Genomic DNA, 12731 nt, shown 5'->3' with positions numbered 1-12731 from the left:
AGCCCGGGCGCCGGCCCGCTTGCGGGCGCCCGTCGCCCCCGCGGCGCCGCGCGGCCTTTCTTGCGCCCCTCCCCTGCGCTAGGTCCCTGAACAGGAACCATCACGCACGGGAGAGGTCATGAGCCGCCGCAAGCTCGCCGCCGGGAACTGGAAGATGAACGGGCTGGCCGCCCAGCTCGCCGAGATCGACGCGCTCGTCAACGCCTGCCCCGCGCCGGGCTGCGACGTGCTGATCTGCCCGCCCGCCACGCTGATCGCGCCGATGGCCCAGCGGGCCGCGGGCTCGGTCGTGGCCGTCGGCGGCCAGGACTGCCACGCCCGGGACAGCGGCGCGCACACCGGCGACGTCTCCGCCGCCATGCTCCGCGACGCCGGCGCGTCCTACGTGATCCTGGGCCATTCCGAGCGTCGCGCCGACCATGGCGAGAGCGACGCGGACGTGCGCGCCAAGACCGAGGCCGCCTGGGCCGCCGGCCTCGTCGCCATCGTCTGCGTGGGCGAGACCGAGGCCCAGCGCGACGCGGGCGAGGCGCTGTCGGTCGTGGGCGCCCAGCTCGCCGGCTCCCTGCCCGACGGCGCGACCGCGGCGAACACCGTGGTCGCCTACGAGCCGGTCTGGGCGATCGGCACGGGCCGCACGCCGTCCAACGACGACATCGCCGAGATGCACAGCCACATGCGCGCCCGCCTGGCCGAGCGCTTCGGCGCCGAGGCCGACGGCATGCGCCTGCTCTACGGCGGCTCGGTGAAGCCGGGCAACGCCAGGGAGATCTTCGGCCTCGCCGACGTCGACGGCGGGCTGGTCGGGGGCGCGAGCCTCAAGGCCGCCGACTTCGCGGGGATCGTCGAGGCGGCCGGCTGAGGCCGGCCTGCGCCTGACGCGCGACGGGGCCCCAGGGGGCCTCGCCGCCGCACGGGGTCCGAACGGAAACGGGCCGCAGGGTCCCATCCCCGCGGCCCGTTTCCATGTCGGTGCACCCCCAGCTTACGCTGGCGTTCTCAGCTGCCCAGAAGGGCGCTCGCCTGGCCGACCCAGTCGTCGCGGACCGAGCGGCCCCGGAAGGCGGTCAGGTTCTGGTCGACCCACTCCAGGTTGGCCGCGGTCAGCGAGGCCATCTGGGCGAAGGTGTAGAGGCCCATGCCGTTGAGCTCGCGCTCCAGCTTCGGGCCGATTCCGCGGATCTGCTTGAGATCGTCCGCCGTGGCGGGCGCGGAGGCGTAGAGCAGGGCCGGCGCGCCGTCGCCAGAGGGCTCGGGGGTCGGCTCGGCCGCGGGTTCGGCCGCGGGCTCGGGGGCCGGCACGGCCTCGGCCGCCTCGGCCGCCGCTTCCACGGCGTCCTCGACCACGGTCTTCTTCGCCTTGCGCGCCGCGGGCTTGGCCTTGGGCGCGGGCGCCGGCTCGGCCGTCGCGGGCGCGAAGGCGAAGGCGTCGAACGTCATCGCCGGCGCGAAACGGTAGGGCACGCCGAAGAACGGCGCGAACGGCGAGAAGCTGACCAGATAGTCCTTCAGGCTCTCGTCCTCGCGCTTCAGGAACGAAACGCCGAGCTTGTAGTCCGCCATCATCGCGAAACCTCGGTCCTTTGGCATTGCTGCATTGCGGGGGATGCTACGGCAACCCATTGTGCAATGCAACATAAGCCTGCACGGACACGCTGAAAGAGGGTGCGGCGGAGCGTCTCGCCCGGAGGTTGCGCCCGGCATCGAACCGGGGCGGCCGGCGGACCGCCGACGCCGCGCAGGCGGCGTCGGCGCAGACCTCAGGCGGCGCCGCGGCGGGGCGGCGAGGCGGGGCGGTCGAAGCCGGCGGCCGCCTCCCCCTCCCGGCCCGGCGCCGCGGCGAAGCCGTAGTGCTCGGCCAGGCGCGAGAGCGCGATCTTCAGCACCACCTTGCCCGAGCGCGCCGCCCAGCCCATCCGCCGCTCGGTCGCCTCCAGCCCCTCGAGGAAGCAGCAGGCGCGCAGGGCGGCGTCGTTCAGCCCCGGCCCCAGCGCGTCGAGCGCCTTGGCGAGGCGGCGGCGCGCGTCGGCGGGGCCCATGGCCGGGTCGCCGGCGCCGCTGCGCCCCGGCTCGCCCGGGGTCAGGAAGCGCCGCCAGTCCTGGGTGACGCGCGGGCCCATCTGGGCGCGCTCGAAATCCTCGCGCAGGCGCTCGCCGGCGGCGATCTCGGCGGGCTCGAGGAAGGCCTTGCCGTCCGGGCCGCGCCGGCGGGCCAGCCAGCCCAGCGGCGTCTCGCCGAGGTTGACCACCAGGTCGCGGGCGGTCCCGTCCTCGACCACCCGGCGGACGCCGGGCAGCTGGTGCTGGCGGGCGAAGACCGAAGACGCCTCGGCCAGGCCCGGCTGGGGGCCCGGGCTCTCGGCCCGCCGCCGGCGCTCGTCGCCGTCCTCGCCCAGCGTGCGGCGCAGCCAGGCGCGGCCGGCCGAGGTGATCTCGTAGCGCGCCATCGAGGCGCCGCCGTGGACGCAGCCGATCCAGTCGCGGGCCGCGAAGGCGCGGGCCATCTCCAGCGGCGTGCGCGCCAGGGTGACGAGGCTGTCCTCCGATTTGCGGAACACGCAGGCGACCTGCGCGCCGCGGGCCAGCGCCAGGAAGGCGCGCGGCTCGCACAGGCGGCGGAGGATGCGGCGGGCCTCCTTGTCGACGGCCTCGTCGTCGGGCCGGAGCCCGACCGTCTGGGCGGTCGCCCGGGCGGCGGGGTCCGCGGCGAGGGCGCTGGGGTCGCGCCGGACGGCGGGAGAGGGATGGATCTGGGGCAACGCGGTCTCCTTGGCAAGCGGCGCGGGGACGCCGGGGTCGCGGGCGACGGTTTCGATTTCGGACAGGAGGTCGTCGAACAGCGGGTCGTCGCGCCGCTGCTCCACGCGCCGGACGGCGCGCAGGATGGTCGAGGGGTGGCGGCCCGAGGCGGCCGCGATGCGGCGGAGCGGCTGACCGCAGGCGACATGCGCGAGGTAGACGGCCGCGTCCTCGACGCGCAGGCCGCCGCCGCGGGAGGGCAGACGGCTTTCCGCGAGATCACGGCATTTGCGGAGGGGGTCCACGCCGGCCATGCGCCATTTCCCATGGGTGAACGATTTTACGTAAATTCACGCTATGGTTGATTCCTGAACAAGCGGTTAAGCGCCTGTGGACGCTTCCGCTTCCCCCTTGCCCGGCAAGGGGTTGCCGCGAAATCGGGCTGTGGATGGTCCGCGCGCTCCTGTCGACGGACGCGCAACGCCCCCTGCGGCGGGGCGATGATCGCCGCCGACGTTCAACTCGGAGGCCGAAATGAAGCACGCCGCCCTGCCCGACCCCGCCCTCGCCGAAGCCGTCCCCGCCCTCGCCCCGGCGGGCCCGGCGCCCGACGCCCCGCTCCTGCGTCCCCGCCTGCTGTGGCGCGCGGCGAAGGCGGGCGCCCGGCTCTACCGGCGCGAGGCGCACCTGCGCGCCGCGGCCCCGGGGCTCGACGCCCGCTGCGGCCCGCGCGCGGTGATCGCGAAGCTGGCGGAGATGGAGGCGGTCTGGGACGCGCGCCGCCGCGCCCACGCGCCGGACTATGCCGTGCGCCGGCACGTGCTGGTGCTCGCGGCCCTGCTGGCCGAGCGGGCGGCGCTGGCGGCGTGAGGGGGCCCGCCCGGCGGGCCGCCCCCCGCGCCGCTCAGGTGAAGCTGTCGGGCTCCGAGGCCTTGCGCCGGGCCACGTAGTCCTCGAGCGACTCGCGCACGCCCTCGTCGAGCGCGGGGGCCTCGTATTCGCCCAGCAGCTTCTTCACCCGCGCCTCGGCCAGGCGCGCGGTGTCGCGGGCGCCTTCCTCGGACCAGGTCTCGTAGGGCTTGTAGTCCAGCAGGTCCGAGCGCCAGAAGGCGGTCTTGAAGTTGCGCTGGGTGTGCTGGCAGCCGAGGTAATGCCCGCCCGGACCGACCTCGCGGATCGCGTCCATGGCCTGCGCCTCCTCCGACAGGTCGATGCCCTTCGCCACCTGGTGCAGGGCGCCGAGCTGGTCGTCGTCCATCACGAATTTCTCGTAGGACGAGACCAGCCCCCCCTCCAGCCAGCCGGCGGCGTGGAGCATGAAGTTCACGCCTCCCAGCAGGGCGGCGTTGAGCGTGTTCGCCGTCTCGTAGGCCGCCTGCGCGTCCGGCAGCTTCGACCCGCACAGCCCGCCGCCCGAGCGGAACGGAACCCCCAGCCGCCGCGCGAGCTGCCCCGCGCCCCACAGGATCATCGAGGCCTCGGGCGTGCCGAAGGTCGGCGCGCCGGAGTTCATGTCGATCGAGGTCACGAAGGCGCCGAAGATCTGCGGCGAGCCGGGGCGCACCAGCTGGGCGTAGGCGATGCCCGCCAGCACCTCGGCCAGCACCTGGGTCAGCGTGCCCGCGACCGAGACCGGCGCCATCGCGCCGCCGACGATGAAGGGAGAGACGATGCAGGCCTGGTTCGCCGCCGCATAAACCTCCAGCGCGCCCATCATCGTGGCGTCGAAGTTCAGCGGCGAGTTGATGTTGATCAGCGAGGTCATCGCCGTGCGGTCGCCCAGACCGCCGTCCTGGGCGAACAGCAGCTCGCACATCGCGACCGAATCGCGGGCGCGCGACGGTTCGGTGACCGATCCCATGAACGGCTTGTCCGACAGCGTCATGTGCGCCAGCAGCATGTCGAGGTGGCGCTTGTTGACCGCGACGTCGGTCGGCTCGCAGACCGTGCCGCCGGAGTGCTGCAGCCACTTCGAGCTGTAGGTCAGCTTCACGAAGTTGCGGAAGTCCTCGATGGTGGCGTAGCGCCGCCCGCCGTCGCTGTCGCGCACGAAGGGGGGGCCGTAGACCGGGGCCAGCACCAGGTCGCGCCCGCCGATCTTCACCGTCCGCTCGGGGTTGCGGGCGATCTGGTCGAAGGTGGCGGGGGCGGTGGCGCAGAGCTTGCGGGCGAGGCCGCGCGGAATGCGCACCCGCTCGCCCGAGACGTCGGCCCCCGCCTCCCGCCAGCGCGCGAGCGCCGCGGGGTTGTCGATGAAGCCGACGCCGATCTCCTCGAGCACGGTCTCGGCGTTCGCCTCGATGATCTCGATGGCCTCGGCGTTCAGCACGTCGAAGTCGGGGATCCCGCGGGAGATGCGCGGCGCGGTCACGACGCGGCGGGCGGTGCGCTCGGCCCGCCGGGCGGCGCCGCCGCCGCCGCGGGCGCGCCGGCCGGCGCGGGCGCCGCCGTCGGAGGGGGCCGCCGCGGGATCGGAGCCGGGGGTGAACACGTCGTCGCCGTCCGCCATGACAGACCTCCGGGATAGGCAGGGGGCGCCCGCAGAGGCGCATCGTTCCGCCGGAACCTAAAGGCCGCGTCCTTTCGATCGCGTCACGAATGCGAAGCGCATCCGCGCATCTGCGACATGCGCCCCCGCGCACGCCCCCCGGGCGGTCGTCCCCTGCCCGCCGTCCGCCCGGCCGGCAACGGCCCCGACAGGCCCTGCCGCCCGCCGCCGCGCCGCGGGCCGGACGGCCCCCGCAGGCGCGCCAGCCGTCGCGGCGCTCCCGGGCGGTCGTCCCCCCTCCGTTCGCCCCGGCCGGAAACGGCGCCCACAGGCCCCGCCGCCCGCCGCCGCGCCGCGGGCCCGACCGCCCCCGCAAGCGCGCCAGCCGTCGCGGCGCTCCCGGGCGGTCGTCCCCTGCCCGCCGTCCGCCCGGCCGGAAACGGCGCCCGCAGGCCCCGCCGCCCGCCGCCGCGCCGCGGGCCGGACGGCCCCCGCGGGCGCGCCAGCTGTCGCGGCGCCCCCCCCTGCGCCCTCCTGCGCCCTTGCCAGACCGGGCGCGCGCGCGTATCGGGCGCCATGACGACGCGGCACGACCTCATCCTTATCGTGGACTTCGGCTCCCAGGTGACGCAGCTCATCGCGCGTCGCCTCCGGGAAAGCGGGGTCTACTGCGAGATCCACCCCTTCAACCAGCTCGACGGCGACCGCCTCGCCGCGCTGGCGCCGAAGGGCGTGATCCTTTCCGGAGGCCCCGCCTCCGTTCTCGATGCGGGCTCCCCGAGGGCCCCCGAGGCGCTGTGGACCCTGGGCGTTCCCGTCCTGGGCATCTGCTACGGCCAGCAGACCATGGTCGAGCAGCTGGGCGGCAAGGTCGCCCCGCATGACGTGCGCGAGTTCGGGCGCGCCTATCTCAACGTGGGCGCCAAGCATCCCCTCTTCGACGGGCTGGCCGAGGTCGGCGCCTCCGAGCAGGTGTGGATGTCCCACGGCGACTCGGTGGCCGAGATCCCCGAGGGGTTCCACATCATCGCCACCTCGCCGGGCGCCCCCTTCGCGGCCATCGCCGACGACGCGCGCCGCTTCTACGCCGTGCAGTTCCACCCCGAGGTGCATCACACCCCGAACGGCCGGCTGATCCTGAAGAACTTCACCCACAACGTCTGCGGCCTGACCGGCGACTGGACCATGGCCGCCTACCGCGACGAGGCGATCGCGAAGATCCGCGCCCAGGTCGGCGACAAGAAAGTCATCTGCGGACTCTCCGGCGGCGTGGACTCTTCGGTCGCCGCCGTCCTGATCCACGAGGCCATCGGCGACCAGCTGACCTGCGTCTTCGTCGACACCGGGATGATGCGCCTCGACGAGGCCGAGCAGGTCGTGACCCTGTTCCGCGACCACTACAACATCCCCCTGGTCGCCGCGGACGAGAGCGACCTGTTCCTCGGCGAACTGGCCGGCGTCACCGACCCCGAGCTGAAGCGCAAGACCATCGGCCGCCTGTTCATCGACGTCTTCGACAAGCACGCGGCCGAGGCCGGGGGCGCCGACTTCCTCGCCCAGGGCACGCTCTATCCCGACGTGATCGAGAGCGTCAGCTTCTCCGGCGGCCCCTCGGTGACGATCAAGAGCCACCACAACGTCGGCGGCCTGCCCGAGCACATGAAGATGCAGCTCGTGGAGCCCCTGCGGGAGCTCTTCAAGGACGAGGTCCGCGCGCTCGGCCGCGAACTCGGCCTGCCCGAGAGCTTCATCGGCCGCCACCCCTTCCCCGGCCCGGGTCTCGCGATCCGCTGCCCCGGCGAGGTGACGCGCGCCAAGCTCGACACCCTGCGCAAGGCCGACGCGATCTACCTCGACCAGATCCGCAAGCACGGGCTCTACGACGAGATCTGGCAGGCCTTCGCGGTCCTGCTCCCCGTGCAGACGGTCGGCGTGATGGGCGACGGGCGGACCTACGAATCGGTGCTGGCGCTGCGCGCGGTGACCTCCGTGGACGGCATGACCGCCGACTACTACCCGTTCCCGCACGAGTTCCTGGGCGAGACCGCCACCCGCATCATCGGCGAGGTGAAGGGCGTCAACCGCGTGGTCTACGACGTCACCTCCAAACCCCCGGGCACCATCGAGTGGGAGTGATCCCCTCGCCCCCGCGGACCTGAACTCCGGCGCGACGGCCCCCCGTCGCGCCAGCTGCGTTTCAGCCCCCCGCCTCCAGCGCCGCCAGCCGCTCCATCAGGAAGGCCCGGACCGCGGGATCGGCGGCGAGGCCCGCGGCCCGCCGGCAGGCCTCCGCCGCCTCCGCCCGCCGGCCGAGGCGCGAGAGCAGCTCCGCGCGCGCCGCCCAGGCCGGCTGGTAGGCCGCGAGCCGCGGGTCCTGGGCCGCCGCCTCCAGCAGCGCCAGCCCCTCCTGCGCGCCGCGCAGCTCCGCCACCGCCATGGCCCGGTTCGCGGCCACCACCGGCGAGCCGGTCATCGCCAGCAGCGCGTCGTAGAGCGCCACCGTCTCCGCCCGCGTGTCGCGCCCGAAGCGGCGGCGATCGGCATGGGCGGACTGCAGCGCCGCCTCGAGCTGGTAGCGCCCCAGCGCGCGCAGCCCCGCGGCCCGGCGCAGGATCGTCTCCGCCTCGGCGATCATCGCCCCGTCCCAGCAGGCGGGGTCCTGGGCGTCGAGCGGGGCGTAGCGGCCCTGCGCGTCGCGCCGCGCCGCCCGCCTGGCCAGCGTGTGCAGGATCAGCGCCAGCAGCCCCTGCGCCTCGGCCGAGGCGGGGGCGAGGCCGGCGACCAGCCGGGCCAGGAACAGCGCCTCCCCCGCCAGCTCCCGCCGCGCGGGGTCGGCGCCCTGCGGATCGCTCCAGCCCTGGGCATAGGCCGCATAGACCGCGTCGAGCACGGGGGAGAGGCGTTCGGGCAGGGCCTCGGCCTCCGGCTCGGCGAAGGGCACGCGCGCCTCGCGGATCTTGGCCTTGGCCCGGGTCAGCCGCTTGGACATGGCGGCGGGCGAGACCAGGAACACCCCCCCGATCATCGCCGCGTCCAGCCCCAGCACCGCCTGCAGCATCAGCGGCGCATGCAGCGCGGGGTCGAGCGCGGGATGCGCGCAGGCGAGCATCAGCGCGAGCCGCCGGTCGGGCAGCGCCGCGCCGTCGCCCGCGGCCTCCAGCCCCTCCAGCAGGGGCCGCAGGCGCGTGGCGGCCTCCGACCGCCGGGCCCGGGCGCGGGCCGCGTCGATCAGCCGGCGGCGGGCCGCGGTCAGCAACCAGGCCTCGGGGCTGTCGGGCACGCCGGTCCGCGGCCAGGCCGCGAGCGCCGCGGCGAAGGCGTCGGCGAGCGCGTCCTCCGCCCCCGCCAGGTCGCCCGAGCGGGCGGCGAGGAAGGCCACCAGCTTGCCGTAGCCGCCCCGCGCCGCGGCCTCGGCCGCCGCGGCGGCGGCCTCGGTCGGTCCGGGCGCGGGGCGTTCGGTCATCGCGGCCTCAACCCATCGCCCACAGCGGGCGCACCTCGACCCCGCCATGGCGGGCGCCGGGACAGCGCGCGGCCCAGTCCAGCGCCGCGTCGAGGTCCGCGGCCTCGACGATGTAGTAGCCGCCGAACTGCTCCTTGGTGTCGGCGTAGGGCCCGTCGAGCACCCGCGTCTCCTCGCCCTCGATCCGCACCGTGGTGGCGGTGGCGACGGGCTGCAGCCGCCCCGTGCCGACCAGCGCGCCGGCGGCGGCCAGCGCCTCGGAATAGGCCTGGTAGGCGGCCATCCCCTCGGCCTGCTGCGCGGGGGTCATGCGGTCCCAGCCGGCCTCTTCGTGGTAGATCATCAGCATGTACTGCATCGGGAAATCCTCCGGGGTCGGCCGTCAGGCGGCCATCTGGAAAATCGGGCGCGGCGCGGCCGCGGCGAGGCGCGCGCCCGTGCGGCGTGCGCCCGGGGCGGTCGCGGACCGCAGGGCCCCGGGCGGCGGGGCCGCGCGGGCGGGGGTCGTCGGCAGGTCGTGCATCGGGGTCGCTCCCATGATTGGCGTCGATGCTTCGATGACGTCCGGCGGACGGGCGAACGGACAGGGGCCGCGAAAAATATCTCGCCCCCGCCCCCGTCGCTCCGCCGCAAGTCTGGCGCCGCCGCGCGCGCCGCGCCACCATGCGCCGAGGCCGCCGGAGCGCGGCGCACCTGACGGGAGGACGTCAATGGACCTGAACCTGCGCGGAAAGCGCGTGCTGATCACCGGCGCCTCGAAGGGCATCGGCGCCGCCGCGGCCGAGGTGTTCGCCGAGGAGGGCGCCCACCTCGCCCTCGCCGCCCGCAACGCCGACGCGCTGGAGGCGATCTGCGACGACCTCGCCGCCAAGCACGGGATCGAGGCGACCGCCCATCCCACCGACCTGCGCGACCCGGCCCAGCTCGCCGCCCTGGCCGAGTCCGCGGGCGACTGCGACATCCTGATCAACAACGCCGGCGACATCCCCGGCGGCTCGCTGACCGCCGTGGACGAGGCGACCTGGCGCCATGCCTGGGAGCTGAAGGTCTTCGGCTTCATCAACCTCACCCGGCTGATCTACGCGAAGATGGAGGCGCGCGGCGCCGGCGTCATCGTCAACGACATCGGCGCGGCCGGAGAGCGCTTCGACGCGAGCTACATCACCGGCTCGGCCGGCAACGCCGCGCTGATGGCCTTCACCCGGGCGCTGGGGGGCCGCAGCCTCTACCACGGGGTGCGGGTGGTGGGGATCAACCCCGGCCCGGTGCAGACCGACCGCATCGTCTCGCTGATGAAGCGCCGCGCGCTCGACGCCTACGGGGACGAGAGCCGGTGGGAGGAGCAGATGACCGCCCTCCCCCAGGGCCGCGCCGCCCGCCCGCGGGAGGTGGCGGACCTGATGGCCTTCCTGGCCTCGGACCGCTCCGGCTACACCTCGGGCGTGGTGGTGACGCTGGACGGCGGCATGTGCGCCCGGCCCTGAGCCCGCGCAACCCCGCCATGCGCGCGCAGCAGGGGGCGGCCCGGTTTTTTCCGCCCGCCCCCTCTTGCACTCCCCGCCGGAGCCGGCTATTTCGCGCGCCGTCGGGTGATTAGCTCAGTTGGTAGAGCAGCTGACTCTTAATCAGCGGGTCGTAGGTTCGAGCCCTACATCACCCACCAAAAAACCTTAAGCGTAACAGCGCCTTAGGCGCTGCCGCCGAGGTCCAGCGGACAACCAAGCACCGAATAAGCACCGCTCTGGCGCGAAATCGAGCCGTTCGGGGGTGTTTTCGCTCTGCAAGCGCCTAGCCGCAATTCATCACGGAGTTGGGTTCTTGTGACATCCAGAACCCCTATGTAGCCTCCCTCCTTCGCAGGAGGGCGACAGTTGAAAATTCCACATATCGAAACTCTCATCTCGCGAGGTCCGTTTTCCGAGTCCGCGGAGTGGAAACGGCTCAGGACAGAACTGCTGGCTGCGGTTCGAGCTGCAGAGTGGCCCCCTGGCACTGGAACATTTACGATTCGTCCAGAGAGCGGGAAGAAGAGGGGCGAAGGCAACGGAGTGAAGCCCATCAAGGACCGGACGGTGAGTTTGCTCACCGCGGGGCGCAAGTATGGCGAGATGAAAAAGAGGGGGCTAACCGATCACCGCGGCACTTGGGTGGCCGAACATCCTTGGCCTGTCGGCGAACGCATTAAACCCGGCAACATGGACGCAGCCTATGTGCTCCAAGACGCAGGCATTGTCTGCTTGGAATGGGAAACCGGCAACATCTCATCCAGCCACCGCTCAATGAACAAGATGTGCCTGGGCCTCCACAAGGGGTCGATAAAGGCTGGGATACTGGTTGTCCCCTCTCGCGCCTTGTATCCTTTTTTGACGGATCGGATCGGGAATATTGCCGAGCTAGAGCCCTACTTCGAATTGTGGCGGTCCACTGATTGCGCGGAGGGAGTCTTGGAGATTGTGGTTATTGAGCACGATGCGGTGGACTTGAAAGCCCCCCGCATCCCTAAAGGCACGGATGGCCGCGCTCTAACCTAGTCGAGATCCAGTCGATCATCGTTCCGGTGCAGGAAAAGGTCCCCTGATAGGCGCTCTTCGATCACCGGAGCGAAATCGATATCGGTCGTGAGCCAGCGACGGTGGCGTGCTTCGCAGACTGCCGCCGTCGTGCCACTCCCACCAAAAGGATCGATCACTAGGTCGCCAGGCACAGTGGACACCTCAACCACTCGATCAAGGACCTTAGAGGACAGAGCGTTTGCTGGCCGCTTCTCCGATTTATACTTGCGATGCCGGACTGGCGGAATATCGTGCCACACGTCGGAAAGGTTGACCCCTTTCGGGTTCATCGCTCCTCGATGCCCGCCATAGTCTTTGACCTCGCCGCCGCAGTGCCGACAAGTCTCGATTGGCGTCCTCACCTTCCGGAACGTATTGGCCCTGCCTTTAGTGTAGTAAAGAAGGCTGTAGTGGGCCGGATACAAGCGGCGCTGTATTGGAAGCCCAAGCTTGATGTTAACGGCAATCCAGTGCCGGAACTCAAGGCCGATCGAGTTCATATGCGCGCCTAGCTGCACGTTCCACTTCGGGAGATTGTAGAGGAAGAAGGCGCCGCCTGGCTTTAAGACGCGCAGCCCCTCATCAATCCACTCGCAGCACCAGCGGAGGTATTCGTCATCTGGCCGATTGTCATCGGACTTGGCTCCATACACTTTCTTCAAGTTGAATGGAGGATCGGCGAAAATGGTATCAACGGTCTCATCGCCGATACCTCGCAGGAATTCGAGGCAATCACGATCATAGACAGCGCCGTGATCCGTCTTGAAGGTTGGAGCAAGATCCGAGTTCGTCGCCAAATAACGAGAAGGGTCAAAAGTCGATGCGTTCAGGGGCAGCCTCGCCTCACTCTGATCGTCACCTTCAAAGGGGCTGATCGCGCCTCTGCTATCGTCCATTGACTCGTTCCTCTAGTTGGAAGGGCCTCTTCCCGAGATGGCCGGGGCACCATATCGTGTAGGTTTGGGGAGTGGAATGCCGAATATATGGGATGCGTCGCCGTCGAGCGGCGACGCAATCATCGGTATGGTGTCAACAGTAGATTAGGCCTTCGCCTTCCGCCGCTTGGGAATGTCCACGCCCTTCTTGCGCTGGACCGCGGCGACGGAGGCGACCGAGCGGGCGGTCGTCTTGGCGTCGGGGAACTCGGCGACCTGAGGTGGTCCCCATTCCCCGGACAGTTTCGCGGCGTGGCTAAGCTTGGTTCAGGTCCTCGTCATGCCGCCGCTTGATAGCCGACCGGGGCTGCGTAGGCCTCGTTCGGCGTTCTCCCGCCCAGGGCCGAGTGCGGCCGGTGGGCATTGTAATACGCGATCCACCTGCGCAGCCCGGCGCGTAGCTCGGAGCCGGTCTCGAAGGCGTGCAGATAGATGCACTCGTACTTCAGGGTGCGCCAGAGGCGCTCGATGAAGACATTGTCCATCCACCGCCCGCGGCCGTCCATGGAGATGCGCACGCCCGCGTCGTGAAGCACGCCGGTGAAGCGCGGGCT

The 12731-nt window shown here is 71.9% G+C and carries 12 protein-coding genes and 1 tRNA gene; 6 read left to right on the top strand and 7 right to left on the bottom strand.

Annotated features, from left to right (window positions below; genetic code table 11):
• Positions 1-118: 118 nt before the first annotated feature.
• Complete coding sequence (gene tpiA / locus BM064_RS25155; protein WP_092865882.1) at positions 119-862, top strand: triose-phosphate isomerase; 744 nt, start codon at positions 119-121, stop codon at positions 860-862.
• A gap of 137 nt (positions 863-999) precedes the next feature.
• On the opposite strand, the gene BM064_RS25150 is transcribed toward tpiA, so the two are convergent.
• Both BM064_RS25150 and BM064_RS25145 read right to left on the bottom strand, forming a co-directional pair.
• Positions 1000-1590, bottom strand: coding sequence for a hypothetical protein (locus BM064_RS25150; protein WP_143103455.1), 591 nt, complete (start codon positions 1588-1590; stop codon positions 1000-1002).
• A 170-nt stretch (positions 1591-1760) separates the two neighbouring features.
• Positions 1761-3053 (bottom strand): DUF6456 domain-containing protein, encoded by a 1293-nt coding sequence (locus BM064_RS25145; protein ID WP_177236399.1) that lies wholly within the window; start codon positions 3051-3053, stop codon positions 1761-1763.
• 220 nt (positions 3054-3273) lie between these two features.
• Between BM064_RS25145 and BM064_RS25140 the strand changes: the two genes are divergently transcribed.
• Positions 3274-3609 carry a DUF6477 family protein gene (locus BM064_RS25140; RefSeq protein ID WP_245779285.1) on the top strand — a complete coding sequence of 112 codons (336 nt, stop codon included), beginning with the start codon at positions 3274-3276 and terminating at the stop codon, positions 3607-3609.
• Positions 3610-3643: 34 nt separating this feature from the next.
• Here the strand turns inward: BM064_RS25140 and BM064_RS25135 are convergent, their stop codons facing one another.
• Positions 3644-5248: a trimethylamine methyltransferase family protein gene (locus BM064_RS25135; RefSeq protein WP_092865876.1), complete on the bottom strand. Its 1605-nt coding sequence runs from the start codon at positions 5246-5248 to the stop codon at positions 3644-3646.
• 555 nt (positions 5249-5803) lie between these two features.
• Between BM064_RS25135 and guaA the strand changes: the two genes are divergently transcribed.
• Positions 5804-7363, top strand: a complete 1560-nt coding sequence (gene guaA, locus BM064_RS25130; protein ID WP_092865873.1) for a glutamine-hydrolyzing GMP synthase — start codon at positions 5804-5806, stop codon at positions 7361-7363.
• Between the two features lie 61 nt (positions 7364-7424).
• Here the strand turns inward: guaA and BM064_RS25125 are convergent, their stop codons facing one another.
• A complete protein-coding gene (locus tag BM064_RS25125; protein ID WP_092865870.1) occupies positions 7425-8690 on the bottom strand; it encodes an RNA polymerase sigma factor in 1266 nt (421 codons plus the stop codon).
• Positions 8691-8697: 7 nt separating this feature from the next.
• Complete coding sequence (locus tag BM064_RS25120) at positions 8698-9048, bottom strand: YciI family protein (protein WP_092865867.1); 351 nt, start codon at positions 9046-9048, stop codon at positions 8698-8700.
• Positions 9049-9400: 352 nt separating this feature from the next.
• Here BM064_RS25120 and BM064_RS25115 point away from each other — a divergent pair, with 352 nt between their 5' ends.
• The 3 genes from BM064_RS25115 (at position 9401) to BM064_RS25105 (ending at position 11221) form a co-directional block, all read left to right on the top strand.
• A complete protein-coding gene (locus tag BM064_RS25115; protein WP_092865864.1) occupies positions 9401-10174 on the top strand; it encodes an SDR family oxidoreductase in 774 nt (257 codons plus the stop codon).
• Between the two features lie 103 nt (positions 10175-10277).
• Positions 10278-10353, top strand: a tRNA-Lys gene (locus BM064_RS25110).
• A gap of 208 nt (positions 10354-10561) precedes the next feature.
• Positions 10562-11221, top strand: coding sequence for a PDDEXK family nuclease (locus tag BM064_RS25105; RefSeq protein ID WP_092865861.1), 660 nt, complete (start codon positions 10562-10564; stop codon positions 11219-11221).
• Here the strand turns inward: BM064_RS25105 and BM064_RS25100 are convergent.
• Entirely contained in the window at positions 11218-12138 is a 921-nt protein-coding gene (locus BM064_RS25100) for a DNA-methyltransferase (RefSeq protein ID WP_092865858.1), read from the bottom strand. The genes BM064_RS25105 and BM064_RS25100 overlap by 4 nt on opposite strands.
• 317 nt (positions 12139-12455) lie before the next feature.
• A partial coding sequence (locus BM064_RS25095; RefSeq protein WP_143103454.1) for an integrase core domain-containing protein occupies positions 12456-12731 on the bottom strand: 276 nt, incomplete at its 5' end.

The sequence above is a fragment of the Albimonas pacifica genome (genome assembly GCF_900113695.1).
In the GTDB taxonomy this organism is placed as follows: domain Bacteria; phylum Pseudomonadota; class Alphaproteobacteria; order Rhodobacterales; family Rhodobacteraceae; genus Albimonas; species Albimonas pacifica.
The sequence above is the reverse complement of the archived record's forward strand: the minus strand, read 5'-3'. Positions and strand labels throughout refer to the sequence as shown.